The organism is Salmonella sp. NW645 (assembly GCF_051703725.1).
GTDB lineage: Bacteria > Pseudomonadota > Gammaproteobacteria > Enterobacterales > Enterobacteriaceae > Salmonella > Salmonella enterica.
The window spans coordinates 76,945-102,759 of the sequence record NZ_JAMMKR010000009.1; the positions used below are offsets into that span (position 1 = coordinate 76,945).

The 25,815-nt window shown below is 54.3% G+C and carries 22 protein-coding genes; 11 read left to right on the forward strand and 11 right to left on the reverse strand.

All coding sequences use genetic code 11. The annotated features are described in order from the left end of the window. Window positions 1-57: 57 nt before the first annotated feature. Window positions 58-1,323, reverse strand: coding sequence for a DUF1479 domain-containing protein (locus NA389_RS18335; protein WP_000210953.1), 1,266 nt, complete (start codon window positions 1,321-1,323; stop codon window positions 58-60). A 260-nt stretch (window positions 1,324-1,583) separates the two neighbouring features. Between NA389_RS18335 and NA389_RS18340 the strand changes: the two genes are divergently transcribed. Next, window positions 1,584-2,393 (forward strand): Cof-type HAD-IIB family hydrolase, encoded by an 810-nt coding sequence (locus NA389_RS18340; RefSeq protein WP_000217907.1) that lies wholly within the window; start codon window positions 1,584-1,586, stop codon window positions 2,391-2,393. A 77-nt stretch (window positions 2,394-2,470) separates the two neighbouring features. Here NA389_RS18340 and NA389_RS18345 read toward each other — a convergent pair whose 3' ends face one another. The 4 genes from NA389_RS18345 to moeA form a co-directional block, all read right to left on the reverse strand. Then, entirely contained in the window at window positions 2,471-4,903 is a 2,433-nt protein-coding gene (locus NA389_RS18345) for a glycyl radical protein (RefSeq protein WP_000192661.1), read from the reverse strand. Window positions 4,904-4,908: 5 nt separating this feature from the next. After that, window positions 4,909-5,808, reverse strand: coding sequence for a glycyl-radical enzyme activating protein (locus tag NA389_RS18350; protein WP_000576938.1), 900 nt, complete (start codon window positions 5,806-5,808; stop codon window positions 4,909-4,911). 277 nt (window positions 5,809-6,085) lie between these two features. Continuing rightward, window positions 6,086-6,835 carry a molybdopterin-synthase adenylyltransferase MoeB gene (gene moeB / locus NA389_RS18355; protein ID WP_000829288.1) on the reverse strand — a complete coding sequence of 250 codons (750 nt, stop codon included), beginning with the start codon at window positions 6,833-6,835 and terminating at the stop codon, window positions 6,086-6,088. Then, complete coding sequence (moeA, locus tag NA389_RS18360; RefSeq protein WP_000395803.1) at window positions 6,835-8,070, reverse strand: molybdopterin molybdotransferase MoeA; 1,236 nt, start codon at window positions 8,068-8,070, stop codon at window positions 6,835-6,837. Before moeA ends, moeB begins: the two co-directional genes overlap by 1 nt. A 203-nt stretch (window positions 8,071-8,273) precedes the next feature. Here moeA and iaaA point away from each other — a divergent pair, with 203 nt between their 5' ends. From iaaA to gsiD, 5 genes are read left to right on the forward strand one after another with little or no spacing between them, the layout of a single operon-like run. Further along, window positions 8,274-9,215 (forward strand): beta-aspartyl-peptidase, encoded by a 942-nt coding sequence (gene iaaA / locus NA389_RS18365; RefSeq protein WP_001030502.1) that lies wholly within the window; start codon window positions 8,274-8,276, stop codon window positions 9,213-9,215. A 10-nt stretch (window positions 9,216-9,225) separates the two neighbouring features. Further along, window positions 9,226-11,097: a glutathione ABC transporter ATP-binding protein GsiA gene (gene gsiA / locus NA389_RS18370; protein ID WP_001120575.1), complete on the forward strand. Its 1,872-nt coding sequence runs from the start codon at window positions 9,226-9,228 to the stop codon at window positions 11,095-11,097. A 32-nt stretch (window positions 11,098-11,129) separates the two neighbouring features. After that, complete coding sequence (gene gsiB, locus NA389_RS18375; protein WP_000191439.1) at window positions 11,130-12,668, forward strand: glutathione ABC transporter substrate-binding protein GsiB; 1,539 nt, start codon at window positions 11,130-11,132, stop codon at window positions 12,666-12,668. A gap of 60 nt (window positions 12,669-12,728) precedes the next feature. Then, window positions 12,729-13,649 (forward strand): glutathione ABC transporter permease GsiC, encoded by a 921-nt coding sequence (gsiC, locus tag NA389_RS18380; protein WP_000936069.1) that lies wholly within the window; start codon window positions 12,729-12,731, stop codon window positions 13,647-13,649. 2 nt (window positions 13,650-13,651) lie between these two features. Then, entirely contained in the window at window positions 13,652-14,563 is a 912-nt protein-coding gene (gene gsiD, locus NA389_RS18385; protein ID WP_001236024.1) for a glutathione ABC transporter permease GsiD, read from the forward strand. A gap of 90 nt (window positions 14,564-14,653) precedes the next feature. Here the strand turns inward: gsiD and rimO are convergent, their stop codons facing one another. Next, window positions 14,654-15,979, reverse strand: coding sequence for a 30S ribosomal protein S12 methylthiotransferase RimO (rimO, locus tag NA389_RS18390; RefSeq protein ID WP_000073314.1), 1,326 nt, complete (start codon window positions 15,977-15,979; stop codon window positions 14,654-14,656). Between the two features lie 231 nt (window positions 15,980-16,210). Here rimO and bssR point away from each other — a divergent pair, with 231 nt between their 5' ends. Together bssR and NA389_RS18400 are read left to right on the forward strand one after the other, a co-directional pair. Then, window positions 16,211-16,594: a biofilm formation regulator BssR gene (gene bssR / locus NA389_RS18395; RefSeq protein WP_000259651.1), complete on the forward strand. Its 384-nt coding sequence runs from the start codon at window positions 16,211-16,213 to the stop codon at window positions 16,592-16,594. Between the two features lie 117 nt (window positions 16,595-16,711). Beyond that, entirely contained in the window at window positions 16,712-17,833 is a 1,122-nt protein-coding gene (locus tag NA389_RS18400; protein ID WP_001252729.1) for a PQQ-dependent sugar dehydrogenase, read from the forward strand. Here NA389_RS18400 and NA389_RS18405 read toward each other — a convergent pair. Further along, window positions 17,830-18,456: a glutathione S-transferase family protein gene (locus NA389_RS18405; protein ID WP_000631902.1), complete on the reverse strand. Its 627-nt coding sequence runs from the start codon at window positions 18,454-18,456 to the stop codon at window positions 17,830-17,832. The genes NA389_RS18400 and NA389_RS18405 overlap by 4 nt on opposite strands. 243 nt (window positions 18,457-18,699) lie before the next feature. On the opposite strand from NA389_RS18405, the gene dacC reads away from it, so the two are divergent. Then, window positions 18,700-19,902 (forward strand): serine-type D-Ala-D-Ala carboxypeptidase, encoded by a 1,203-nt coding sequence (gene dacC / locus NA389_RS18410; protein WP_000195710.1) that lies wholly within the window; start codon window positions 18,700-18,702, stop codon window positions 19,900-19,902. A gap of 44 nt (window positions 19,903-19,946) precedes the next feature. Here the strand turns inward: dacC and deoR are convergent, their stop codons facing one another. Both deoR and ybjG read right to left on the reverse strand, forming a co-directional pair. Beyond that, on the reverse strand, window positions 19,947-20,705 hold the full coding sequence (gene deoR, locus NA389_RS18415; RefSeq protein ID WP_000450103.1) for a DNA-binding transcriptional repressor DeoR: 759 nt from the start codon (window positions 20,703-20,705) through the stop codon (window positions 19,947-19,949). 71 nt (window positions 20,706-20,776) lie between these two features. Further along, window positions 20,777-21,385, reverse strand: coding sequence for an undecaprenyl-diphosphate phosphatase (gene ybjG / locus NA389_RS18420; protein WP_001528832.1), 609 nt, complete (start codon window positions 21,383-21,385; stop codon window positions 20,777-20,779). 312 nt (window positions 21,386-21,697) lie between these two features. On the opposite strand from ybjG, the gene NA389_RS18425 reads away from it, so the two are divergent. Continuing rightward, window positions 21,698-22,930, forward strand: coding sequence for an MFS transporter (locus NA389_RS18425; RefSeq protein WP_001181284.1), 1,233 nt, complete (start codon window positions 21,698-21,700; stop codon window positions 22,928-22,930). Between the two features lie 53 nt (window positions 22,931-22,983). Here NA389_RS18425 and NA389_RS18430 read toward each other — a convergent pair whose 3' ends face one another. Further along, on the reverse strand, window positions 22,984-23,799 hold the full coding sequence (locus tag NA389_RS18430) for a Cof-type HAD-IIB family hydrolase (protein WP_000023538.1): 816 nt from the start codon (window positions 23,797-23,799) through the stop codon (window positions 22,984-22,986). After that, complete coding sequence (locus NA389_RS18435; RefSeq protein WP_000217430.1) at window positions 23,796-25,007, reverse strand: MFS transporter; 1,212 nt, start codon at window positions 25,005-25,007, stop codon at window positions 23,796-23,798. The genes NA389_RS18430 and NA389_RS18435 overlap by 4 nt, the downstream gene beginning before the upstream one ends. Window positions 25,008-25,174: 167 nt before the next feature. On the opposite strand from NA389_RS18435, the gene NA389_RS18440 reads away from it, so the two are divergent. Next, the gene (locus NA389_RS18440) at window positions 25,175-25,801 is read left to right on the forward strand and encodes a TetR/AcrR family transcriptional regulator (protein WP_017465778.1); all 627 of its coding nucleotides are present in this window, start codon (window positions 25,175-25,177) and stop codon (window positions 25,799-25,801) included. Window positions 25,802-25,815 lie beyond the last annotated feature (14 nt).

Genomic DNA, 25,815 nt, shown 5'->3' on the forward strand with positions numbered 1-25,815 from the left:
ACGGGTGCGCCCAGGTAAAGGGCACACCGCAGGTGAGCGGGCAGGGCGGTACGACCGTCAAACGTCCATACCTAATGCCCGTTTACCGTGAATATTCAGATCGCGCAGCGTGAAGCGCCCTTCCCAGGTGGTTTCATAGTCCTCGCGCGGGAAATCGCCCGGTGATGCGCCTGTCTCCAGTGCCGCCTTCACCTTACGCGCATAGGCCAGATTTTTCTCACACATTGGCGCGGCAGGAATGTACATCACATTGCCCCAGCCCTGCTGATTTTCGACGGGGGCGACGGAGTGGATGACATCGCAATGCCACCACACGGAATCCCCGGCTTCCAGCGGCGGAATGCTGGTTAACGCCGCCATCAGTAAAGGATGCCACTGTTCAGAAATCGGCAGCACCCGGCCCGGCGCGACGCCGCATAATTCATCTTCCGGGACATCATCCAGCAGCGGGCGCAGCAGAATATACGCCATCGCCTCCGGGATAGGGACGACATGAAGCAACCCCTGACCGGGCAGCATATCGGAGAGCGCGGTCCAGCCCTGGAAGGTGCGAAATACCGAGCATTTTGTGGTGTTATCCACCGTATACTCTTCAACGTCGGTACGGTGCGCCGCATTCCACGGATCGTACTGCTCGACGCTGCCGTTAAACACGCTGGCGAATACCTGCTGATAGGCTGGTAGCAGCCAGCGTTCCAGCGCGCCGGAGTCGGTATGCGCTCCCAGTCCTTTGGATGTGGTGCCCGGCGGGCGGCGACGGATGCGATCCGGGTAAATGATGCTGATATCCGGATTAAACCATCGCTTGCCGTCGTGCTCTACCTGCCACAGACGGTTGAGGAACGACTGCGCCAGCGCCATCTCTTCACTTTGGCGGGCCTGCATTTGCGCCTGCGACCAGTAGACAGGATAGATTTCAGGCCGGGAGGCGCTCAGCGTACCGAAAAAATTATCCCCCGGTCCTTTATACACCTCGTCAAAATGGTTCTTGTCCAGATAGTCGAGCATCGACTGGTCCCACGCCAGCGCCTGTTCGCGTGGAAAATGACCTTTAATCACCGCGCACCCACGGCGCTTAACCTCGGCGCGGGTGGCATCGCTAATGTTGCCCATCGCCAGTTCGCTAAAAGGGATAATTGGCCATACCGGCTGTCCCTGTGCCTTCAGATCGTTAATTTCCGCCACCCGGGCTGCTATGGTGGCGCTCAAACGGTCGAACACCGCCTGTACGTCGCCGATTTGCGCGCGTAGCGCCTGCTTCATCTGACGAATGGCCGCTTTTGGGTCGGCGGGCAGCGTTTCGTGGGTAAAAGGAGTCGTCATATCAACCTCATCATCTTTCGTTCGAAAGTAAAATTAGTTACATGTGATACTTTAAGTTAAAATAAGGTTAATGCAAGTTTAAAATATTGAGGGGAACACAAAGAGGGAAGCGAGAGGAAAACGTAAGGTGGCCAGGACGCCTTAATGTCTTATGCGGCTATTCCTTTCGTTCAGCCACTTTTCATTCGAAATAAATTTGTGGTTCTGCTCACATTGTTATTAAAATGTTTCTGGTCGCAGTTACAGCCAGGAGCTTAAGTATGACCGTTAACGTTGTCGTTACCGATATGGACGGCACTTTTCTCGACGATGCCAAGCAGTACGATCGTGTACGCTTCATGGCGCAATACCAGGAACTGAAAAAACGTAATATCGAATTTGTGGTCGCTAGCGGTAATCAGTACTACCAGTTGATCTCCTTCTTCCCCGAGCTGAAAGACGAAATTTCCTTCGTCGCAGAAAATGGCGCGCTGGTGTATGAACATGGCAAACAGTTGTTTCACGGGGAGCTAACCCGGCATGAATCGCGTATTGTGATTGGCGAACTGCTGAAGGATAAGCAGCTTAACTTCGTCGCCTGTGGTCTGAAAAGCGCTTATGTCAGCAAAAACGCTCCCGAGGCTTTCGTGGCGCTGATGGCCAAACATTATCACCGCCTGCAGCCGGTAAACGATTATCACGACATTGACGATATCCTGTTTAAGTTCTCCCTGAATTTGCCTGATGAACAAATTCCGCTGGTTATCGACAAACTGCACGTATCTCTGGATGGCATCATGAAGCCCGTCACCAGCGGCTTCGGTTTTATCGACCTGATTATCCCGGGACTGCATAAAGCGAATGGCATCAGTCGTCTGTTAAAGCGCTGGAACAGGTCGCCACAGAATGTCGTCGCCATTGGCGACAGCGGTAATGATGCGGAAATGTTGAAAATGGCGCATTACTCTTTTGCCATGGGCAATGCTGCAGACAATATCAAAGCGCTTTCACGCTATCACACTGATGATAATAACCATCAAGGCGCGCTCAACGTCATTCAGGCCGTGCTTGACGGCACCGATCCCTTCTGATTAACAGGCCTGCGCAGGCCTGTTAAGCGTAGCGCCATCAGGCAATTCGGACATATTGCCGATGGCGCCAGGGCAAATTACAGCATATGTTCGGTACGGGCGATGATATCGTCCTGCGCATCCGGCGACAGCGCGGTGAAGAAGGCGGAGTAGCCTGCCACACGCACGACCAGATCGCGGTACTGGTCCGGATGTTTTTTCGCATCCAGCAGCGTTTCGCGTGACACGATGTTGTACTGAATATGCCAGCCTTTATGCACCTCAAAGAACGTCCGTAGCAGAACCATCAGTTTCTGTTTGTCGGATTCGTTTTCCAGCGTCGTTGGGTTCAGTTTCTGGTTGAGCAGCACGCCGCCGAGAATGGAACCGGTAGGTAATTTGCCTACGGAACCAATCACCGCCGTCGGGCCGAGATGATCCGTACCTGATGCAGGGCTTGCGCCTTCCGCCAGCGGTGTATGCGCTTTGCGACCGTCCGGGGTAGCCATGGTCGCGGCGCCAAATGGCACGTTTGCTGAGATAGAGGACGTACCGGCGTAATAGTTGCCGCCGACAGGGCCACGACCATAGCGCGGGTTATGATATTGCTTCAGCTCATCAATATAGGTCTGATAAGCGCGCGCCAGCAGGGTATCGACACTGTCATCGTCGTTGCCGTACTTCGGCGCGCCGTTAATCAGACGCTGGCGCAACTGCTCGTGAGTCAGACCGTCGAAGTCATCGGCCAGCGCGGCGGCAAGCTGCTGTTGACCGATAACGCCCTGTTCGAAGACCAGTTTTTTCACGGCGGCGAGGCTGTTGCCCAGGTTGGCGATACCGACCTGCAGACCGGATACCCAGTCATATTTCGCGCCGCCTTGCTTGATACTTTTCGCTCGCTCAATACAGTCATCTACCAGCGCTGAGCAGAGAATATCGTGGACATTCTCTTCCAGCATGGTGTCGACCACATACTCAATTTCGATCGATTTGCGCGTGTAGTAGCGAATTTGGGTATCCCAGGCGGCCATCACTTCGTCAAAATTGTTAAAGTTGCCTGCGGAGAGCGCCTTTTCCTGCGGCAGAAATACTTTGCCGCTGGTGGCGTCGCGACCGCCTTCCAGCGCCGCCAGCATGACGCGGGCGAAGTTAATAAAGCTCATGCCGGTGCAGCGATAACCCCATTTCCCGCCGACGGCGGTTTCGATACAGCCGATCGCCGCGTAATCGTAAGCGTCCTGCGGTTCGATCCCCAACTTGATAAATTCCGGGATGACGATTTCATCATTGTTAAACGCCGGCATCCCAAAGCCGCAGCGGATGACCTGGACGCAGGCGTCAAGGAAATCGTTACTCATTCCGGCGTGATAACGCACACTGAGGTTGGGCTGGGTAGAACGCAAACGTCCGCAGGACTCCAGAATGGCGTAAGACAGCGGATTCACTGCGTCCATTGGCTGACCGTTGATGAGATTCTGACCGCCAATGGTGACGTTTTGATACAGCGGGCTGCCTGCGGAAGCTTTAGAGTGCGAACCGGAGCGGATCTTGTTTACTTCCAGCAGTTTCAGCCAGCAGCTGTGCAGCAGTTCAATGGCGTGCTCACGATCCAGCGTCTGGTTTAGTTCGACATCGCGACGATAATAAGGGTAAAGATACTGGTCCATACGACCAAATGACACCGAGTGACCGTTAGACTCAATTTGTAGAATCAGTTGGATGAAGTAGCACAATTGCAGTGCTTGCCAGAAGGTCTGCGGCGGTTGGTGGGCGATCACCTCGCAGTTTTCGGCGATGGTAAGTAGCTCTTTACGACGGCTTTCACGGGACTCTTCGCCTGCCATCTGGCGCGCCAGCGCGGCAAAGCGCGTGATGTGCTGGCTTACCGCGTCCAGCACAATATCAATCGCCTTCAGGAACTGCTCGCCATGCAGATCTTCCAGCACGGTCAGGTTGATGCGTGAGCGGCGCTCGGCGACTTTATCGCGCAGGCCATCAAGCCCTTTTTCCAGCAGTAGCGGGAAGTTCACCGCCAGGTGCGCGTCACCGGAAGTCATATTGCCTTCGGCTTTGATAATGCCAGTCGCCAGAAGCCCTTTTTGTTCATCGGTAAACATGCCGTAGCAGCGATCCTGGACGGTTTGACCGCGCCACCACGGACAGACGTCGTGCAGAATACGTTTGTTTTCTTCACTTACGGAAAAACCTGCGCCGGGCCGGTCCGCCAGGTCGTCGATCTCTTTTTCAATCCACGAGACGGTATATTCCGGGAAAATCGGCGCGGCGCGGACTTCACTTGCCTGGTTGCCGACGATCAGTTCATCGTGTTTTATCCAGATAGTGCGTTCCGCCAGGTGATGGGCCAGCGCCAGCGCACGGCGTACCGGAATCGGTTTATCCAGATGCTGCTGGTACATTTCGGTATAATGCTGCGCGCGTTCGGTACAGACCGGCGGTTTCACGATATGTACCAGCGCGGTTTTGTGCGCCTTAATGCGGTCACTGAGCGTGTCCAGTTTCAGTTGGGTCATGATAATTATCCTCGTAGGGTCGCGGTTAAACCTTTTTGGCAGGCGTACTTCTGGGCAAAATCGAGTAACGCCGGCGCATCCAGTGGTTTATCCGGGGCATGATAGGGTTGACTGAGTAAGTGGTATTTATTGATGCCCAGCGTGTGGTAGGGCAGAAAATGAATTTCCCCGACGTGCAGTTCGTCGGCGGCAAAGTCGGTAATGGCTTTAATGGCCTCCTCATCGGCATTAAATCCCTGAATCAGCGGGACGCGAATCACCATTTTTTTGCCCGCGGCGGCGAGTTTCCTGAGATTTTCCAGCACCCGCGAGGCGCTGCCATCGGTCCACTGCTTAAACGGCCCGTCGGCGACATGCTTCAAATCAGCCAGAAACAGATCGATATAAGGCAGTGAGGGCGCAATGTATTTCCATGGGACATGCAGACAGGTCTCAACCGCAGTATGAATACCGGCGTCATGGCTGGCTTTAAACAGCTCTGCCGCCAGCTCCGGCTGCATAAACGGTTCGCCGCCGGAAAGCGTAAGACCGCCGCCGCTGCGATCGTAAAAAGGTTTATCGCGCAGTACCGTCGCCATGATCTCATCCACGCTTTTTATTTCGCCGCACACGGTTAACGCCTGTGTGGGGCAGCAATGCGCCAGGACGGAAAAATGGGCGTCGGTCAGTTTCTCGCGATGGATGAGCAGGCCGTTTAGCGCGCGCTCAATGACGTCCGGCGCGGCTTGCGCGCACAGGTCGCATCCTTCGAGACACAGCCGCGCGTCGTATAACAGATCCTGAGCGCGGGCGCGGCTTTCCGGGTTCTGGCACCAGCGACAGCCCAACGAACAGCCTTTGAAAAATACTACGGTACGGATACCGGGGCCATCGTGGGTAGAATAGCGCTGAATATTGAAGATCATAAACGGCCTCTCTTATTTCATATAAAGATTAAATTACTTTCGAATGAAAGTTATCTTGATGTGCGTCAACGAATGGAGAGGTTCTGATAAAGAGGCGTTAAATGAGGTACAACATCACGGTTTGAGGCTGTGATATGGCGTTTAAGATGATGCCGCGCTGCTTGAGCCGATCGTCAGTCGGAGCTTGGGTAAGCTGGCTTTGCGTCTGATGACAGTAATTATCTGTTGATACAGCACGGCCATAAACCGTGCTTCGGTATGTTTATCCGTAAAGTGACTACTGACCGCAGACCTCACAGCCGGGGTTGCGCATCAACTTCATTTCGCGGAACTGACAGGTCATCGCATCGTACATGACGATTTTTCCGCTGGCAGGCTGACCGTAATGCGCCAGCAGCTTAATGGCCTCCATTGCCTGTAGCGAACCGATCACGCCAATCAGCGGCGCCATCACCCCTGCCTCTACGCAGGTCAGAGCGTTTTCGCCAAACAGGCGGCTCAGGCAGCGGTAACAGGGTTCGTTTTCCCGATACGTAAAGACGGTAACTTGTCCTTCCATACGAATGGCCGCGCCGGAGATTAGCGGCACTTTCGTGGTATAGCACCCGGCGTTAAGTTGATTACGTACGCTAACGTTATCGGTACAGTCCAGTACCAGCGAATGCCCGGCAATCAGGCTGGTCATAGCGTCGTCGTCCAGCCGCGCGTTAACGGGCGTAATGGTAATATGCGGGTTGATTCGCGCCAGCGCGTCGCGGGCGGACTCTACCTTTGGCTGCCCGACCGTGGCGTCGCTGTGCAAGGTTTGACGCTGGAGATTGGAAACGGAAACGGTATCAAAATCGAGTAGCGTCAGTTGCCCGACGCCAGCGCCGGCCAGATACTGCGTTGCCGCGCAGCCGAGTCCGCCCAGCCCGACCACTAATACCCGCGCCTCTTTTAACGCTTCCTGCCCTTCAAAATCGAAGCCGCGCAGAATAATTTGTCGGTTATAGCGCAGCATCTCCTGGTCGCTAAGTTCCGCCATTACAGGCCTCCGAACAGAGCATTAAACGGCTCGACTTCCACCCATTCTCCCGGCTCAACATTGCCGCGTTCACGCTCCAGCACAATAAAGCAGTTGCCCAGACTAAACGAGCTGAAAATATGTGAACCCTGGTGCCCGGTGGTCGTGACCTCCAGTTCGCCGTTGGCGCTACGTTGCAGGATGCCGCGCTGGAAATCGAGACGCCCCGGCGTTTTCTTCAGGCGAGATGTTGTGCGTACACGCTGGCGCGGCGGTACAGCGCTTGCCGTGTTGCCGCCAAGCTTCGCCAGTAAAGGCTGAACCAGTTGATAAAAAGTGAGCGCCGCAGAGACTGGATTCCCCGGCAGGCCACAGAACCAGCTATTACTGAGTTTGCCGAAGGCAAACGGTTTGCCTGGCTTGATAGCCAGCTTCCAGAAGGCGATTTCGCCCAACTCCTCAAGGATGGTTTTGGTATAGTCCGCTTCACCAACCGAGACGCCGCCGGAGCTTATCACTACATCGGCCTGGCTGTCGGCGTCGATAAACGCGGCGCGAATCTTACCGGGATCGTCAGGAATAATGCCTAAATTGATCACTTCGCAGCCAAGCTGTTGCAGCATCAAATGTATAGTTAGACGGTTAGTGTCATAAATTTGCCCCGCCTCCAACGGCTGGCCCGGAAGCTGGAGCTCGTCGCCGGTCGAGAACAGCGCTACGCGCACTTTACGTACAACCTGCGCATCGGCAATTCCCAGCGACGCCAGCACCGGCAGTTCGGCAGTAGTCAGGCGCGTACCGGCCGGAAAGACCACCGCATCCTGGCGAATATCCTCGCCGCGGCGGCGGATGTTTTGTCCGCAACGAACATCGGCGGTAAAACGCACGCCATCATCGGTTTGTTCCGTCTGCTCTTGCATGACTACCGCCTCGCAACCTGCCGGCACCGGGGCGCCGGTCATAATGCGAATGCAGGTTGCCGCAGGCCATTCTCCCTGGTAAGGCTGACCGGCAAATGCTTTGCCGACGACGGGTAGCGGCTTATCGGCGGACAAATCCGCCACACGTACCGCATAACCATCCATAGCTGAATTATCAAAGCCGGGAACATCGAGGGGAGAAACGATATCGGTCGCCAGGATGCGGCCAAAGCAGTTCACCAGCGGCAACGTTTCTACGGCGGTGAGCGGGGTAATACGTGAAAGCATCTGGGTCAGCGCCGTTTCAAGCGGCATCAATCCGGCGGAAAATTCCATGAACATACTCCTGCGAGGCAAAATCGAATCCGGCTATTATGTCAGAAAACAGTGGCGGGCAGTATGCTACCTCGGTCTTAGAGACGGCCTTGTGCCTTTACATACCTTACGCATCTTTCTATATTCAAAAATCGAATGAATAACTCACAACAATTCTGATAGTTATAGTAAAAGTTGTGTGCCACCGTTAATGGACCCTAAAAATGAATAAAGCAGTGATTGCGATTCACGGCGGCGCAGGCGCGATTGCTCGCGCGCAAATGAGCCATGAGCAGGAGCTACGCTATATCCAGGCGCTGTCAGAGATTGTCGAAAGCGGGCAAAAGATGCTGGAAGCAGGTGACAGCGCGCTTGATGTAGTGACGGAAGCGGTGCGCCTGCTGGAAGCGTGTCCGCTCTTCAATGCGGGTATCGGCGCGGTCTATACCCGAGACGGGACTCATGAACTGGATGCCTGCGTGATGGACGGCAATACCCTGAAAGCCGGAGCCGTCGCGGGCGTGAGTCATGTTCGCCATCCTGTGCTCGCCGCCAGACTGGTGATGGAGCGCAGCCCGCATGTACTCATGGTGGGGGAAGGGGCGGAAAACTTTGCCTTTTCACAGGGGATGGCGCGCGTTTCGCCGGATATCTTTTCCACCCCGGCGCGTTACGAGCAATTGCTGGCGGCGCGTGCGGCGGGCGAAATGGCGCTCGATCACAGCGGCGCGCCGCTGGACGAAACGAAAAAAATGGGTACAGTCGGCGCGGTGGCGCGGGATAAATTCGGCAATCTGGCGGCGGCAACGTCTACCGGTGGGATGACCAATAAATTGCCCGGGCGCGTCGGCGACAGCCCGCTGGTCGGCGCAGGGTGTTATGCCAACAACGCCAGCGTCGCCGTTTCCTGTACCGGAACGGGAGAGGTCTTTATTCGCACGCTCGCGGCTTACGATATCGCCGCATTGATGGAATATGGCGGACTCAGCCTTGCCGATGCCTGTGAGCGCGTGGTGATGGAAAAATTACCGGCGCTGGGCGGCAGCGGTGGATTAATCGCCGTTGATCACGAAGGTAATGTCGCGTTGCCGTTTAACAGCGAAGGGATGTATCGCGCCTGGGGATATGCCGAGGATACCCCTACCACAGGAATTTACCGGGAATAAGGAGCCGCAGGTGCCGCACAGCGATGAGCTGGATAGCCGCGATGTTCTGTCCGTCAGTGGCCTGAATATCGCGTTTCACCACGAAGGGCAACAGATAGACGCCGTGCGTAATGTGTCATTACGCCTGAAGCGTGGAGAGACTCTGGCGATTGTCGGCGAGTCGGGATCGGGAAAATCGGTGACGGCGCTGGCGTTAATGCGGCTGATTGAGCAGTCGGGCGCGAACGTGCGCTGCGGCGAAATGCTGTTGCGTCGGCGTAATCGCCAGGTGATTGAGTTGTCTGAGCAGAGTGACGCGCAGATGCGGCGTGTGCGCGGCGCGGATATCGCCATGATTTTCCAGGAGCCAATGACCTCGCTCAACCCGGTGTTTACCGTTGGCGAGCAAATTGCCGAATCTATTCGTTTGCATCAGGGCGCCAGCCACGAAGAGGCGCTGGCGGAAGCGAAACGTATGCTCGATCAGGTACGGATCCCGGAGTCGCAGGCGATTTTATCGCGTTATCCGCATCAGCTTTCCGGCGGGATGCGCCAGCGAGTCATGATCGCGATGGCGCTATCCTGCCGTCCGGCGGTATTGATTGCCGATGAACCCACCACGGCGCTGGATGTCACTATCCAGGCGCAAATTCTGCAACTTATCAAAGTGTTGCAGCAAGAGATGTCGATGGGCGTGATTTTTATCACCCACGACATGGGCGTCGTGGCGGATATTGCCGATCGCGTGCTGGTGATGTATCAAGGCGAGGCCGTGGAAACCGGCAGCGTAGAGCAGATTTTCCATGCGCCGACGCATCCTTATACCCAAACGTTGCTGGCCGCCGTCCCTCAGCTTGGCGCGATGCGCGGCCACTCGCTGCCACGCCGTTTCCCGTTGATTTCCGCTGACGAACCGGCCCTTTATGAATCGCAGATTGAGCAAGACACGGTGGTGGAAGGCGAGCCTATTCTCCAGGTTCGGGGGCTGGTGACGCGATTCCCGCTGCGTAGCGGTCTCTTTAACCGCGTTACGCGTGAAGTTCATGCCGTTGAGAATATCAGTTTCGATCTCTGGCCGGGCGAAACGCTATCGCTGGTGGGCGAGTCCGGTAGCGGAAAATCGACGACCGGACGCGCGCTGCTGCGGTTGGTTGAATCCCGGCAGGGGGAGATTATCTTTAACGGCCAGCGCATTGACACGCTGTCTGCGGGTAAACTCCAGCCGTTGCGCCGCGATATTCAATGTATTTTCCAGGACCCTTACGCCTCGCTCGACCCGCGCCAGACCGTGGGGTATTCCATTATGGAACCTTTACGGATTCATGGCCTGGGGCAGGGGGACGCTGCGGCAAAGCGCGTGGCCTGGTTGCTTGAGCGTGTCGGATTACGTCCTGAACATGCCTGGCGTTATCCGCATGAGTTTTCCGGTGGTCAACGTCAGCGCATCTGCATTGCTCGCGCGCTGGCATTGAATCCTAAAGTGATTATTGCTGATGAGGCTGTCTCCGCGCTGGATGTTTCCGTTCGCGGGCAGATCATTAATTTATTGCTCGATTTACAACGGGAAATGGGGATCGCCTACCTGTTTATTTCGCATGATATGGCGGTCGTGGAGCGAATTAGCCATCGCGTAGCGGTGATGTATCTTGGTCAAATTGTTGAGATGGGGCCGCGGCGCGCCGTTTTTGAAAATCCGCAGCATCCTTATACGCGTAAATTGATGGCGGCGGTGCCGGTTGCCGATCCCTCCAGACACCGGCCGCGGCGCGTTCTGCTATCAGATGATATACCCAGCAATATTCATAAACGTGGCGAAGAGACGCCCGCCGTTTCATTACAGTTGGTCGGGCCGGGACATTATGTTGCGCGGCCGCTGCAGGATAATGCGCTCTCGCGCTTATAACATTCAGACAGGCAGGGTTTCAGGAGAACAACATGACGCAATTTATTACGCATAAATGGCTGGCGGCGCTGGGACTGGCCTCATCCATTGCGGCTTTTCCGGCCCTGGCGGCCAAAGATGTGGTGGTGGCGGTAGGGTCTAATTTCACCACGCTCGATCCGTATGACGCCAACGATACGCTCTCGCAGGCGGTGGCGAAGTCATTTTATCAGGGGCTGTTTGGCCTGGATAAAGACATGAAGGTAAAAAACGTCCTGGCGAAAGGCTATACCGTTTCTGATGACGGTCTGACCTACACCATTACCCTACGGCAGGGGGTGAAATTTCAGGACGGCGCGGATTTTGATGCGGCGGCGGTGAAAGCGAATCTCGATCGCGCCAGCAATCCGGATAACCACCTCAAGCGTTATAACCTGTATAAAAATATCGCAAAAACGGAGGTTGTCGACCCGGCAACGGTAAAAATTACCCTGAAACAGCCGTTCTCCGCTTTCATTAATATTCTGGCGCACCCGGCGACGGCGATGATCTCGCCGCAAGCGCTGGAAAAATATGGCAAGGATATTGGTTTTCATCCGGTCGGTACCGGTCCATACCAGCTTGAAACCTGGAATCAGACCGACTTTGTCAAAGTGAAAAAGTTCGCTGGTTACTGGCAGCAGGGCTTACCCAAGCTGGATTCTATTACCTGGCGTCCGGTTACTGACAACAATACCCGCGCGGCGATGCTGCAAACCGGCGAAGCGCAATTTGCTTTTCCTATCCCTTATGAGCAGGCCGCGTTACTGGCGAAAAATAAAAACCTCGAACTGGTCGCCAGCCCGTCTATTATGCAGCGTTACATCAGTATGAATGTGACGCAGAAGCCGTTTGATAATCCTAAGGTGCGTGAGGCGTTGAATTACGCTATCAATCGTCAGGCGCTGGTTAAAGTGGCGTTTGCCGGATACGCCACGCCGGCGACGGGCGTGGTGCCGCCGTCGATAGCCTATGCGCAAAGCTATCAGCCGTGGCCCTATGATCCGGCTAAAGCGCGCGAACTGTTGAAAGAGGCGGGGTATCCAGACGGTTTCAGTACCACGCTGTGGTCATCGCACAACCATAGCACCGCGCAAAAAGTGTTGCAGTTTACCCAACAGCAACTGGCGCAGATTGGCATTAAAGCCCGGATAACCGCGATGGACGCTGGCCAGCGCGCCGCGGAAGTTGAGGGCAAAGGGCAAAAAGAGAGCGGCGTGCGAATGTTCTATACCGGCTGGTCGGCGTCGACGGGCGAAGCTGACTGGGCGTTATCGCCGCTCTTCGCATCACAAAACTGGCCGCCGACGCAGTTTAATACCGCTTTTTACAGCAACAAGCAGGTCGACAGCGATTTGGCGGCGGCCTTAAAGACCAACGATCCGCAGGAGAAAACACGATTATACAAAGAGGCGCAGGATATTATCTGGAAAGAGTCGCCCTGGATACCGTTGGTGGTGGAGAAATTGGTTTCTGCGCACAGTAAAAATTTGACCGGTTTCTGGATTATGCCGGATACCGGTTTCAGCTTTGACGATGCGGATTTGAAGTAAGTAATGCGATGGGGCTGGATGGCGCGCGCGTTGTCCGCCATCCGGTAAAAGGTTCGTGTGATGCTTAACTATGTTCTCAAGCGCCTGCTGGGATTAATTCCTACGCTGTTGATTGTGGCAGTGTTGGTGTTTTTATTTGTTCATTTGTTGCCCGGCGACCCGGCGCGGCTGATAGCCGGACCAGAAGCCGACGCGCAGGTGATCGCGCTGGTTCGTCAGCAGCTGGGGCTTGATCAGCCGCTTCATGTCCAGTTTTGGCGTTACATCACCCATGTTTTACAAGGCGATTTCGGTACGTCAATGGTTTCCCGCCGCCCGGTTTCTGAGGAGATCGCCAGCCGCTTTTTGCCGACGCTGTGGCTGACGATAACCAGTATGATATGGGCGGTTCTGTTTGGCATGGCGATCGGCATCGCCGCCGCCGTGTGGCGTAATCGATGGCCTGACCGGGTAGGAATGACGCTTGCCGTGACCGGCATTTCTTTCCCGGCTTTTGCGCTGGGAATGTTGTTAATGCAGATTTTTTCCGTGGATCTGGGCTGGCTACCGACCGTGGGGGCGGATAGCTGGCAACATTATATTTTACCCTCCCTGACGCTTGGCGCGGCGGTGGCATCAGTCATGGCGCGTTTTACGCGCTCCTCGTTTGTCGATGTCCTGAGCGAGGATTACATGAGGACCGCGCGGGCGAAAGGCGTCAGTGAAACGTGGGTGGTGTTAAAACATGGCCTGCGCAATGCGATGATCCCGGTCGTCACCATGATGGGACTGCAATTTGGCTTTCTGCTTGGCGGATCGATCGTCGTCGAAAAAGTGTTTAACTGGCCGGGGCTTGGGCGATTACTGGTCGACTCGGTCGACATGCGCGACTACCCCGTGATTCAGGCGGAAGTGCTGCTGTTTTCTCTGGAATTTATTCTTATCAACTTAGTGGTGGATGTCCTCTATGCCGCCATTAATCCGGCTATCAGGTATAAGTAAGGATGCGATTATTTAACTGGCGCCGTCAGGCGATTTTACATGCTATGCCGGTGGTAAAACCCGACCAGATACGCACGCCATGGCGGGAGTTCTGGCGTCGTTTTCGCCGCCAGCATGTCGCGTTGGTCGCCGGGGGATTCGTACTGGCGTTAATTCTGGTGGCGATTTTTGCCCGCTGGCTGACGCCCTACGATGCGGAAAACTATTTTGACTACGATAGCCTGAACAATGGCCCCTCTTTGCAGCACTGGTTTGGCGTTGACTCGCTGGGAAGAGACATCTTTAGCCGGGTTCTCGTTGGGGCGCAGATCTCACTGGCGGCGGGCGTGTTCGCGGTATTTATCGGCGCGATAATCGGCACGGTGTTGGGATTGCTGGCGGGATATTATGAAGGCTGGTGGGATCGTTTCATTATGCGCATTTGCGATGTGCTGTTCGCCTTCCCCGGCATTTTGCTGGCGATTGCCGTTGTGGCGGTGTTAGGCAGCGGTATTGCTAATGTGATCGTTGCGGTGGCGATTTTCTCTATTCCGGCGTTTGCACGTTTGGTGCGCGGAAATACCCTGGTCTTAAAACAGCAGACGTTTATTGAGTCTGCCCGCAGTATCGGCGCCAGCGACACGACGATTTTGTTTAGCCATATCTTGCCGGGAACGGTCTCGTCAATTGTGGTTTTCTTTACGATGCGTATCGGTACGTCAATTATTTCCGCGGCAAGCCTGTCATTTCTCGGATTAGGCGCGCAGCCGCCAACGCCGGAGTGGGGAGCGATGCTCAATGAAGCGCGGGCGGATATGGTCATCGCGCCGCACGTAGCGCTCTTCCCGGCGGTGGCGATTTTCCTGACTGTGCTGGCGTTTAACCTGTTAGGCGACGGGTTGCGCGATGCGCTGGACCCGAAGATTAAGGGGTAAGCCAGCCCGGTGGCGTTGACGCCTGGCGGGCCTGGAACGGGCTCGCCAGGTGGGGTAACACATCCGACACCCGCGCCGGGGGAGGTGGCGTTAAACCCGACTGCCCCACAAATCATATTCGTCGGCGTTTTCCACTTTCACGCGCACGATATCGCCCGGCTTGACGTTGGTTTCGCCGTTCAAATAGACCGCGCCGTCAATTTCCGGCGCATCCGCCATGCTACGCCCGATAGCGCCTTCTTCGTCAACCTCGTCGACGATCACCAGAATTTCGCGGCCCACTTTTTCCTGCAAGCGCTCAGCGGAGATTTGCTGTTGCAGTTGCATAAAGCGGTTCCAGCGCTCTTCTTTCACCTCTTCCGGCACCTGATCCGGCAGGTCATTCGCGCCTGCGCCTTCCACCGGGCTGTACTTGAAGCAGCCTACACGATCGAGGCGCGCCTCTTTCAGGAAGTCGAGCAGCATCTGGAAGTCTTCTTCCGTTTCGCCGGGGAAGCCGACAATAAAGGTGGAGCGTAGGGTCAGTTCCGGGCAGATTTCGCGCCACTGCTTAATGCGCGCCAGTTGGCGGTCAACGGAACCGGGACGTTTCATCAGTTTAAGAATCCGCGGGCTGGCATGTTGCAGCGGAATGTCCAGATAGGGCAGGATTTTGCCTTCCGCCATTAGCGGAATCACATCATCAACGTGTGGGTAGGGGTAGACGTAGTGCAGACGTGTCCAGACGCCCAGTTTTGATAACTGTTCGCACAGGCTCACCATACTGGTTTTCACCGGTTCGCCATTATGGAATCCGGTGCGGTGCTTCACATCTACGCCGTAGGCGGAGGTATCTTGCGAAATCACCAGAATCTCTTTGACCCCGGCATCAACCAGACGTTTCGCTTCGCTTAATACGTCGCCAATCGGACGGCTGACCAGATCCCCGCGCATCGACGGGATGATGCAGAACGTGCAGCGGTGATTACAGCCTTCAGAAATTTTCAGATACGCATAATGGCGCGGCGTCAGTTTTACACCCTGTTCCGGTACGAGGCTTAAAAATGGATTGTGCTTCGGCTTCGGTACGTAATGATGTACGTGCTGCAGAACTTGCTCATAGCTATGCGGCCCGGTGATTTCCAGTACTTTCGGATGCACTTCGCGGATCTGATCTTCTTTTGCGCCCAGGCAGCCGGTGACGATTACCTTACCGTTTTCGTTCAGCGCTTCGCCAATGGCTTCCAGCGACTCTTGTACCGCGCTGTCAATAAAGCCACAGGTATTAACGATAACCATATCCGCATCGTCATAGCGTGGCACAACGTCATAGCCTTCGGTACGCAGCTCAGTCAGGATGCGTTCCGAATCAACGAGGTTTTTCGGACAGCCCAGGGAAACGAAGCCGATCTTTGGCTGGTGGGTTACATTACTCATAGCTTAAAAAGTGTTCATTTATTGGAATGGTCAGGGCAGGGATTCTACAGATATCCGAACAAAAATTGTATCGCAATCTCATCAGGAGCGGCGGCATCAACCGTTGTGGTTGTCAGCAAAAGGTGAAAAAGGGCAATTCTAAGAAAATTCTTGATCTCTGACACCCCCTTTGTCTAAAAAACGACCATACTATTAAGTTGAACCCTGGTAGAAAAGAGGAGGAAAAAAGGTATGGTCGTTGACAGACTGAGAACCGATCTTCTCAACAAGCTGATAAACGCGCGTATCGATCTTGCCGCTTATCTGCAATTGCGAAAAGCGAAGGGGTATATGTCAGTCAGCGAAAGTGACACTCTGCGTGACAATTTTTTTGAACTGAATCGCGAGCTCCACGATCACGCTTTACGGCAGGGACTGCATCTCGATCAGGAAGAGTGGAACGCGCTGCGCCGTGCCGAAGGCGCGCTTGCAGCCGCCGCCGTTTGTTTAATGAGCGGACACCATGATTGTCCGACCTTTATTGCCGTCAACGCAGATAAACTTGAAAACTGTCTGACAACTTTGACGCTGAGTATTCAGAGTCTGAAAGCACATTCACCGCTTACACAGGTCTGAATAAGGGGGAGGCGACTCCCCCTTTTTACCGGACCGCGCCGCTTAATGTTTTGTAAAAATAAACCGACCTCTTGCGATGCTGACTACGCTTTAACGCAGAGCCCTGAAGGAGGCGGTATGCGTCGAATACTTCTCGCGATAGTTTCATTCTCTCTTTTCTCTTCATGGGCGAACGCCAATCTTGCGCCGGTGAACGTTGAGGTGCTGCAAACCCGACTCGATCACCCGTGGTCGCTGGCTTTTTTGCCGGATAACCGTGGGATGCTCATTACCCTGAAAGGGGGACAACTGCGCCACTGGCAGGCGGGACGGGGACTTTCCGATCCGCTGGCTGGCGTACCGAAAGTGTGGGCAAAAGGGCAGGGAGGTTTGCTGGACGTCGTGCTGGCGCCTGACTTTGCCCAGTCGCGCCGCGTCTGGCTGAGCTATGCTGAAGCTGACCGCGAAGGAAATGCCGGTACGGCAGTCGGTTTTGGACGGCTGAGCGACGATCTTCAGCGTCTGGAGTATTTTCGTACCGTGTTTCGCCAGATGCCTAAGCTGTCTACCGGCAACCATTTCGGCGGACGTATGGTATTCGATGCGCAAGGATCTCTTTTTATTGCCCTGGGTGAAAATAACCAGCGCGCTACCGCGCAGGATTTGGATAAATTACAGGGTAAGCTGGTGCGCCTGACCGGGCAGGGCGAAATTCCGCCGGATAATCCGTTTGTGCATCAGGCGGGCGCGCGTCCGGAAATCTGGTCTTACGGTATTCGTAATCCGCAGGGGCTGGCCATCAATCCCTGGAGCGGCGCGCTATGGCTGCATGAACACGGTCCGCGCGGCGGCGATGAAATTAACATCCCGGAAAAAGGCAAAAATTATGGCTGGCCGCTGGCCACATGGGGCGTCAACTATAGTGGTCTAAAAGTGCCGGAAGCCAAAGGTGAAATTGTCGAAGGAACGGAGCAACCGGTTTACTACTGGAAGGATTCTCCGGCGATCAGCGGGATGGCTTTTTATGCCAGCGACGTTTTTGCGCCGTGGCGGCACAAACTGTTTATCGGCGCGCTAAAAGATAAAGAGGTCATTGTGATGCGCGTCGATGGCAATACGGTGACGGAAGAAGGCCGTATTCTGGGTGACAGAAAGCAGCGTATTCGGGATGTGCGTGTCGGACCTGACGGCTACTTATATGTGTTAACCGATGAGTCCGACGGGCAGTTACTCAAGGTAAGTCCTGCAGCCACGCGTTAGGTCACCGGGATCATCACCACTTTGCGAAAAGCAGGGCGCTCGGTAAGCTGTTGATACCAGCGTTCCAGATTCGGGCGCGGCGTCCATTTCAGACCCACGTTCAGCAGGTTATAGACGAAAGGCGCAATAGCGATATCACCGGTGCCAAAGTTATCCCCGGAGAACCACGGCTGGTGGGCCAGAGCATCATCAAGAAGCGCAAACAGGCCATCACACTTTTCGATACCAGCTTCAATTGCCGCCTGGTCGCGTTTTTCCGGCGGGGTTCTGACCAGTCCCATCAGGATCACACGGTGCGCCGGGCTTAACGTTTGATTCGCCCAGTCCATCCATTTTTCGCCCTCCGCACGCCGCGCCGGATTATCAACCCATAGCCGGTTCTGGCCGTATTGCGCCGCCAGATAGCGGACAATGGCATTGGATTCCCACAATAACAGGTCGGTTTCATCATCTTTAAGCAGCGGCACCAGTCCATTGGGATTCATCGCCAGATAGTCGGCATCCTGGTTAACGCCGAATTTTCCGCCTGCCAGAATTTGATCGTATGGCAGTTCCAGCTCTTCAAGCGTCCACAACACTTTTTTAACATTAGTCGAGTTGTTCCGGCCCCACAGCGTAATCATATTAACCCCTTCTGTTTTATCAGGATGATGACAGTAATCGGCCTACCGTGAGATAAACCTAACATTTACACAATGGTCTGTAAAAAAATCGTTATGAAGGAAGCGTAACGGGATGTTATTGCATAAACTTTAAAAACTTTACCAAGTTACGGTTTCTTTAACGTCGTGAGTGCGTTATTACTCACCGCACTTATTACACGGTGGTGTGACGTGTGTTTTTGGAATGGATACTCGGGTGGTACTATGACGCAATACGCTTCTTCCCTTCGTAGCCTCGCGGCAGGTTCGGTTCTCTTATTCCTTTTCGCTTCGCCTGTAAAGGCAGAGGAACAAACGATCGCGCCGCCGGGCGTTGATGCGCGAGCCTGGATCTTAATGGATTACGCCAGCGGTAAAGTACTGGCGGAAGGTAATGCCGATGAGAAACTTGACCCTGCCAGTTTGACAAAAATTATGACCAGCTACGTAGTGGGCCAGGCGCTGAAGGCAGGGAAAATCAAGCTGACCGATATGGTAACGGTGGGCAAAGATGCCTGGGCGACGGGGAACCCGGCGCTACGTGGGTCGTCGGTGATGTTTCTGAAGCCAGGCGATCAGGTGTCTGTTGCGGATCTTAATAAAGGCATCATCATTCAGTCAGGTAATGATGCCTGTATCGCGCTTGCCGACTACGTCGCCGGAAGCCAGGAGTCCTTTATCGGCCTGATGAATGCCTATGCGAAACGACTGGGATTAACGAATACAACCTTCCAGACGGTACACGGTCTTGATGCGCCAGGGCAGTTCAGTACCGCTCGCGATATGGCGTTGCTCGGCAAGGCCTTGATTCACGATGTGCCTGACGAATACGCCATTCATAAAGAGAAAGAATTTACTTTTAATAATATTCGTCAACCGAACCGCAACCGCCTGTTGTGGAGCACCAATCTGCATGTCGACGGCATGAAAACGGGGACAACGGCTGGCGCTGGGTATAACCTTGTCGCCTCCGCCACTCAGGGCGATATGCGTCTGATCTCTGTCGTGCTGGGGGCGAAAACGGACCGTATTCGTTTTAATGAGTCAGAAAAACTGTTGACCTGGGGTTTCCGCTTCTTTGAAACGGTCACGCCGATTAAACCTGACGCGACATTCGTGACGCAACGGGTCTGGTTTGGCGATAAGCCTGAGGTCAATTTGGGGGCGGGCGATGCGGGGTCTGTGACGATTCCGCGTGGGCAGCTTAAAAACCTGAAGGCCAGCTTTACGTTGAACGAACCACAGCTCACGGCGCCGTTGAAGAAAGGGCAGGTTGTCGGCACCATCGATTTCCAGCTTAACGGAAAATCCATTGAGCAACGCCCGTTAATGGTGATGGAAAACGTCGAGGAGGGGGGATTTTTCAGCCGGATGTGGGATTTTGTGCTGATGAAACTCCATCAGTGGTTTGGCAGTTGGTTCTCGTAAAATAACCCCGTTGCCGGGTGCGCGTCGCATCCGGCAACGGGCGGTTAATACATCAGAGTAATTTGTTGCGCTTTAGCGTAGGCCACAAAGGCCTCATCGGGACGGCGGTCGCTGATAATCGTATCAAAGCGTGATAATTCCCCCATCCGCGCCGGACGTACCTTGCCGAATTTACTGTGATCCACCACCAGTACATGGCACTGTGCCATCGTCATGGCCCAATGTTTTACCGGCAGCTCTTCCAGATTAAAGCAGGTAGCGCCTTTACTGGTATGAACGCCGGCGGCGGAATAAAACGCGATATCCGGACAAATATTGTTTAAGGTTTCATGGAAATCAAGCGGTTTGAAAATGGCGTTGCTGGCGTGAAACTCCCCGCCGCTGAGGATAGCGCGGCAATGGGGTTTGTCCTGCAGCGCCAGGAAGGTATTAAGTGAATAGCACACCGCCGTAAAGGGAAGGTCATTATCAATGGCTTCAATGATCCACGGCGTGGTGGTGCCACAGTCAATAAATACCGTCTGATGCGCTTGTACCAGGCCTGCAGCCAACTGAGCGGCTCGGCGTTTTTCTTCCACCAGACGAGATTTTTGATCGCTTAACAGATAATGACTGGCGCTGCGGGGCTCCAGTACGATATAGCCGCCCAGCAACACGACAGGCGCGCTTTTATGGTTCAGGTCGCGACGAATGGTCATTTCAGAGACGCCCAACAGGGTCGCGGCTTCTTTAAGGTGAAGTTTATCGCTGCGTTTTAAGGCCTGCAGCAATTGACCAATACGCTCGTCGCGTCGCGTTTCCATAGTTCCCCTGGAGAGTTAAATAAGCGCTCCGCACCATACAGAGCGCTTAATATTACTCTTTTTTTCGCTGTTTAGTCACGTACCCAGCCTTTTCGAATGGGCAACGCGAAACAGAAACGGTAACAACGTTGCAGCGCCTGGTAGAGCGGCGCGCCGTACCATTGCCAGATCAGCTGTGCGCTCAGGCAGCCAAGCATCGCTACCAGCAGCGCGCCAATCATATCTAACGGCCAGTGTACGCCGAGATAGACGCGCGACCAGGCGATGGTAATGGCTATCGCCATCATCACGATGCCTGACCAGAGGCGGTGCCAGAACAAAAACGCCAGCGCAAAGGTAAAAATCACCGTACCGTGATCGCTGGGGAACGAGTCATCGGCGGCATGATGCAGGAAGTTATAGCCGATATGATCGACAAATGGACGGTCGTGCGGGAAAAGGTGTCCCATTGTCCAGGAGACCGCCAGACTGATAATCAGCGCGATGCCAATTTTAACGATCAGCTGACGCTGGGCGCAGACCCGATCGCGGGGACCCCACAGCCAGAGTACAACGGCTAAGAGCGGGACGATGTTGATAAGATCTTTGGCGATAAAGATAGCGAGCGAAATTGTCCACTGCGCGGAATCAGGCGTGGCGTTAATAAAATAAAACAGCGAGTTGTTAAGGTTTTCCAGCATAACATCCAGGCTCGGAGCAATGAAATCAAAAGGGATAGCCAGCTCATCCCCGTGCAAACTGAGCATAAATGCAGCGTAACAGGGAGGAAAAGCAGTATTGTCTTATTTGGCGGCAACATGAAGAGATTTAAGACAATGGCATAAAATAATGTCGATGATAACGGCGCAAACTTAAATTAACCTTAAAGTACGCAAGCGCTAAGTGGCTTTCTGTAAAAATGTGCGCTATTTCCCTTGCAGCCTCATAATTCGCTATCTCAGTTCCCCGACTTTCATTACACTCTGCGCGGTTTTTATTGGCGAAGAGATGGTATGCAGAATCGTTTACAATCAGGCGGCAGGCTGGGACGTCAGGCGTTGCTTTTTCCTCTCTGTCTGGTGCTGTACGAATTTTCTACTTATATTGGCAACGACATGATCCAGCCGGGTATGCTGGCGGTGGTTGAGCAGTATCAGGCGGGCCTGGACTGGGTTCCGACGTCCATGACCGCTTATCTGGCGGGCGGTATGTTCTTACAGTGGCTGCTTGGCCCGTTGTCTGACCGGATTGGCCGTCGTCCTGTGATGCTGGCGGGCGTTGTGTGGTTTATTGTCACCTGCCTGGCGACGTTACTGGCGAAAAACATCGAACAATTTACCTTCCTGCGTTTTTTGCAAGGGATTAGCCTGTGTTTTATCGGCGCTGTAGGGTATGCCGCGATTCAGGAATCCTTTGAGGAAGCGGTGTGTATAAAAATTACCGCGCTGATGGCGAACGTGGCGTTAATCGCGCCGCTACTGGGACCACTGGTTGGGGCGGCATGGGTGCATGTTCTGCCGTGGGAGGGGATGTTTATTTTATTTGCCGCACTGGCCGCTATCGCCTTTTTCGGGCTACAGCGCGCAATGCCGGAGACCGCCACGCGGCGGGGCGAAACGTTGTCATTTAAGGCGCTGGGCCGGGATTATCGGCTGGTGATAAAAAACCGGCGGTTCGTCGCAGGGGCGTTAGCGCTGGGATTTGTCAGCCTGCCGCTGTTGGCCTGGATTGCGCAGTCGCCGATTATCATCATTAGCGGCGAACAGCTCAGCAGCTATGAATATGGTCTGCTACAGGTGCCCGTTTTTGGCGCGCTCATTGCCGGTAATCTGGTGTTGGCGCGTTTAACCTCCCGACGTACGGTTCGCTCGCTGATCGTGATGGGCGGCTGGCCTATCGTCGCGGGGCTGATCATCGCCGCGGCGGCGACGGTGGTTTCATCCCATGCTTATTTATGGATGACGGCGGGATTAAGCGTATACGCTTTTGGCATTGGGCTGGCGAATGCTGGACTGGTGCGTCTGACGCTCTTCTCCAGCGATATGAGTAAAGGAACGGTCTCGGCGGCGATGGGAATGCTACAAATGCTGATTTTTACCGTTGGCATTGAAGTAAGTAAACACGCCTGGTTAAGCGGCGGCAATGGGCTATTTAGCCTGTTTAATCTGGCAAACGGTATTCTTTGGCTACTGCTGATGCTGGTCTTCTTAAAAGATAAGCGGACGGGGAATTTGCAAACAGTCTGAGAGAGCGGCTACGCCTGATAAGCTTTCTGTTATCAGGCATAGAGAGGTATCCGCTAGACGTTGAACGGCGGCTCGTTGTTTAATACGCTGTCGATAATATCCAGCACGCCTTCCTGGTTGTTCGATCCGGCGCGGTATTTCGCCGCCGCCGCGACCGCTTCGCTGGCGTGCGACATGGCAAAACTAAACCCGGCCTGACGCAGCATCTCAATATCGTTGCCGCCGTCGCCGAAGACCACCACTTCACTATCATGAATGCCCCAGCGCTGCTGTAACAGACGCAGGCCGTTGGCTTTATGCACGCCGGGAATTATTAAATCAATACTGCCATAGCCGGTATGAACAGGGACCATGATATCGCCAATGGCGTCGTGCAGCGCCGCCTGTACTTCCGGTATCCGTTCATCGGTAATATTAAGGCCGAATTTGAAAAAGACATCGTTGATATTATTAAAATTATCCACAAACTCCAGACGATGATAATACATTGCCGCAACGGCTTTTAACGCATCGTTATACCGTTTCAGCGTGTAGGCGCTGTTTTTTCCACAGGCGATAATCTCCACATCGGCGCGTGTGAGCAGGTGTTCGACAACCGTCTGGAAGTCGGCTTTTGTCAGCTCGCCGTTAAAAATATCCTCTCCTTCGCTGACCACCCAGCCGCCGTTTTCCGCGACAAAAGCGATTTCGTGCGCAATGTCCGGAAAGAAGGAGATTAACTGGTAATACTGGTTGCCGCTGGCCACGACAAAGCGAATGCCTTGCCGCTTCATGTGTTGGTACTGCGCCATAAACCGGTCACGGTTATAGGTTTTTTGATCGCTCAGAAACGTGCCGTCCATGTCGACGGCGATTAATTTGATACTCATGCGTTATGCTCCATCACCGGTTGCGGAGTCGATACAGGTTTGGCGACGGCCTTCGCCACCAGCGCCGCCAGAATAACCAGCGCCAGCACAACCATCATGGCGCTGCGTAATCCATAGTGCTCTCCCAGATAGCCCAACAGCGGCGGCCCGACCAAAAACGCCAGATAGCCGGTCGTGGCGACAACGCTCACGCGCGTCGGCGCGTCGGGACCGGTATCGCTGGCGGCGGAAATGGTCAGCGGGAAGCCGAGCGAAGCGCCTAAGCCCCAAAGAATGACCGAGACGCCGGCAACCCAGTCGCTATCGACAAAAATAATCAGACCAATGCCCAGCGCTCCCATCAACGCGCTGGCGCGAACAACCGTCACCCGGCTATAGCGGTCAATAAACCAGCCGCCGGTAAAGCGGCCAACGGTCATACCTAGCGTGAAACCGGCGTAGATCAGAGAGCCGGAGGTTGGGCTAAAACCGTGTCCGTCTACCATCAGTAGCGGCAGCCAGTCATTCGCAGAGCCTTCGGCGAATGCCATTGCCAGCACCACCACGCCAATAAGCAAAAGCTGGATGTCCCGATAAAAAGGTAATCCTTTTTCCTGAAGGTGAGCATCTTCCGATGCGTTTTTACCCGTACCGTCAGGGATCGCCCGAATGGCGATAAAAATGGGCGCGATCGCCACGGCAGCCGCGAGGATGATATGGATGTTAGCCGGGACGCTTAATGCGGTTAACGCCATGCCGACACCAGCGCCCGCCAGCGTGCCGAAACTGTAGAAACCATGCATCATCGGCAGAACGGTTTTATTCAGCTCGCGTTCGACCGCCGCGCCTTCGACATTAATCGCCACTTCGGCGGCGCCAAAACTGGCGCCGAAAACGGCTAATCCAAGGGCAAAAATCAGCGGCGAGGCGCACCACAGCGCGACGCTAAGAATAACCATCCCGGTTACTGCGCAGGTCATCGTCGTGCGAATAACCTTTCGGGTGCCAAATCGTTTCACCAGCCAGGCGGAACAAAGAATACCGCTCATTGAACCGATAGAAAGCCCGAATAAGACCGCCCCCATTTCCGCGGTAGAGACGGAAAGAATATCCCGAATAGCAGGCGTTCGGGTTGCCCAGGAGGCCATCAGCAGTCCGGGTAAAAAGAAGAACATAAACAGCGCCCAGGTACGGCGTTTTAAGGCGTTACGTGAGGAGAGGACGGTCATAGCGTCAGGCCAGAAAATAGAAGCGAGAGGTAAACATTAGCAAGCTTGTGTACATTTGTACATATCGTCGTCATACTTCGTTGTGCAGACAGTTTTTACTGTCTATTTTTTCAGCGTAAGCGGCAGGCTACTATAGCCTGCATCCTGAATGAGATGTGGAACTCATCATGAAAGAAAATGCCGTAAGACGCGCCAATGATCCTAAGCGACGGGAAAAAATAATTCAGGCCACACTGGAAGCGGTAAAGACCTATGGCGTTCATGCCGTGACGCACCGGAAAATCGCCGCTATCGCTCAGGTGCCGCTTGGCTCGATGACCTACTATTTTGCCGGTATGGATGCGTTATTGAGTGAAGCTTTTACACTTTTCACCGAGAACATGTCGCGTCAATACCAGGATTTTTTTGCGCAGGTGACGGATGCGGAGGGGGCGTGCCAGGCGATAACGGAAATGATTTACGGCTCGCAGGTTACGACGCCGGATAATATGGCGTTAATGTATCAGTTATATGCCTATGCCAGCGATAAGCCAGCGTTAAAAATAGTCATGCAAAACTGGATGCAGCGTAGCCAGAATACGCTGGCGCAGTGGTTTGACGCGCAGACCGCCCGCGCACTGGATGCGTTTATCGAGGGGATGACGCTGCATTTTGTAACGGATCGAACGCCGCTGGCGCGTGAAGCGATTTTACAGATGGTAAAGCGAATCGCCGGAGAGTCAATGTCGTGTCACTCTGCGTCGGGCAACAAAAAACCCACTTATCTAAATGGGTTAATAAAAACAATAAGTTAGATAAAAAACAATAA

Coding starts and splice junctions, on each gene's coding strand:
- NA389_RS18335 (WP_000210953.1), bottom strand. CDS start 1,323: ATGACGACTCCTTTTACCCACGAAACGCTGCCCGCCGACCCAAAAGCG.
- NA389_RS18340 (WP_000217907.1), top strand. CDS start 1,584: ATGACCGTTAACGTTGTCGTTACCGATATGGACGGCACTTTTCTCGAC.
- NA389_RS18345 (WP_000192661.1), bottom strand. CDS start 4,903: ATGACCCAACTGAAACTGGACACGCTCAGTGACCGCATTAAGGCGCAC.
- NA389_RS18350 (WP_000576938.1), bottom strand. CDS start 5,808: ATGATCTTCAATATTCAGCGCTATTCTACCCACGATGGCCCCGGTATC.
- moeB (WP_000829288.1), bottom strand. CDS start 6,835: ATGGCGGAACTTAGCGACCAGGAGATGCTGCGCTATAACCGACAAATT.
- moeA (WP_000395803.1), bottom strand. CDS start 8,070: ATGGAATTTTCCGCCGGATTGATGCCGCTTGAAACGGCGCTGACCCAG.
- iaaA (WP_001030502.1), top strand. CDS start 8,274: ATGAATAAAGCAGTGATTGCGATTCACGGCGGCGCAGGCGCGATTGCT.
- gsiB (WP_000191439.1), top strand. CDS start 11,130: ATGACGCAATTTATTACGCATAAATGGCTGGCGGCGCTGGGACTGGCC.
- gsiC (WP_000936069.1), top strand. CDS start 12,729: ATGCTTAACTATGTTCTCAAGCGCCTGCTGGGATTAATTCCTACGCTG.
- gsiD (WP_001236024.1), top strand. CDS start 13,652: ATGCGATTATTTAACTGGCGCCGTCAGGCGATTTTACATGCTATGCCG.
- rimO (WP_000073314.1), bottom strand. CDS start 15,979: ATGAGTAATGTAACCCACCAGCCAAAGATCGGCTTCGTTTCCCTGGGC.
- bssR (WP_000259651.1), top strand. CDS start 16,211: ATGGTCGTTGACAGACTGAGAACCGATCTTCTCAACAAGCTGATAAAC.
- NA389_RS18400 (WP_001252729.1), top strand. CDS start 16,712: ATGCGTCGAATACTTCTCGCGATAGTTTCATTCTCTCTTTTCTCTTCA.
- NA389_RS18405 (WP_000631902.1), bottom strand. CDS start 18,456: ATGATTACGCTGTGGGGCCGGAACAACTCGACTAATGTTAAAAAAGTG.
- dacC (WP_000195710.1), top strand. CDS start 18,700: ATGACGCAATACGCTTCTTCCCTTCGTAGCCTCGCGGCAGGTTCGGTT.
- deoR (WP_000450103.1), bottom strand. CDS start 20,705: ATGGAAACGCGACGCGACGAGCGTATTGGTCAATTGCTGCAGGCCTTA.
- ybjG (WP_001528832.1), bottom strand. CDS start 21,385: ATGCTGGAAAACCTTAACAACTCGCTGTTTTATTTTATTAACGCCACG.
- NA389_RS18425 (WP_001181284.1), top strand. CDS start 21,698: ATGCAGAATCGTTTACAATCAGGCGGCAGGCTGGGACGTCAGGCGTTG.
- NA389_RS18430 (WP_000023538.1), bottom strand. CDS start 23,799: ATGAGTATCAAATTAATCGCCGTCGACATGGACGGCACGTTTCTGAGC.
- NA389_RS18435 (WP_000217430.1), bottom strand. CDS start 25,007: ATGACCGTCCTCTCCTCACGTAACGCCTTAAAACGCCGTACCTGGGCG.
- NA389_RS18440 (WP_017465778.1), top strand. CDS start 25,175: ATGAAAGAAAATGCCGTAAGACGCGCCAATGATCCTAAGCGACGGGAA.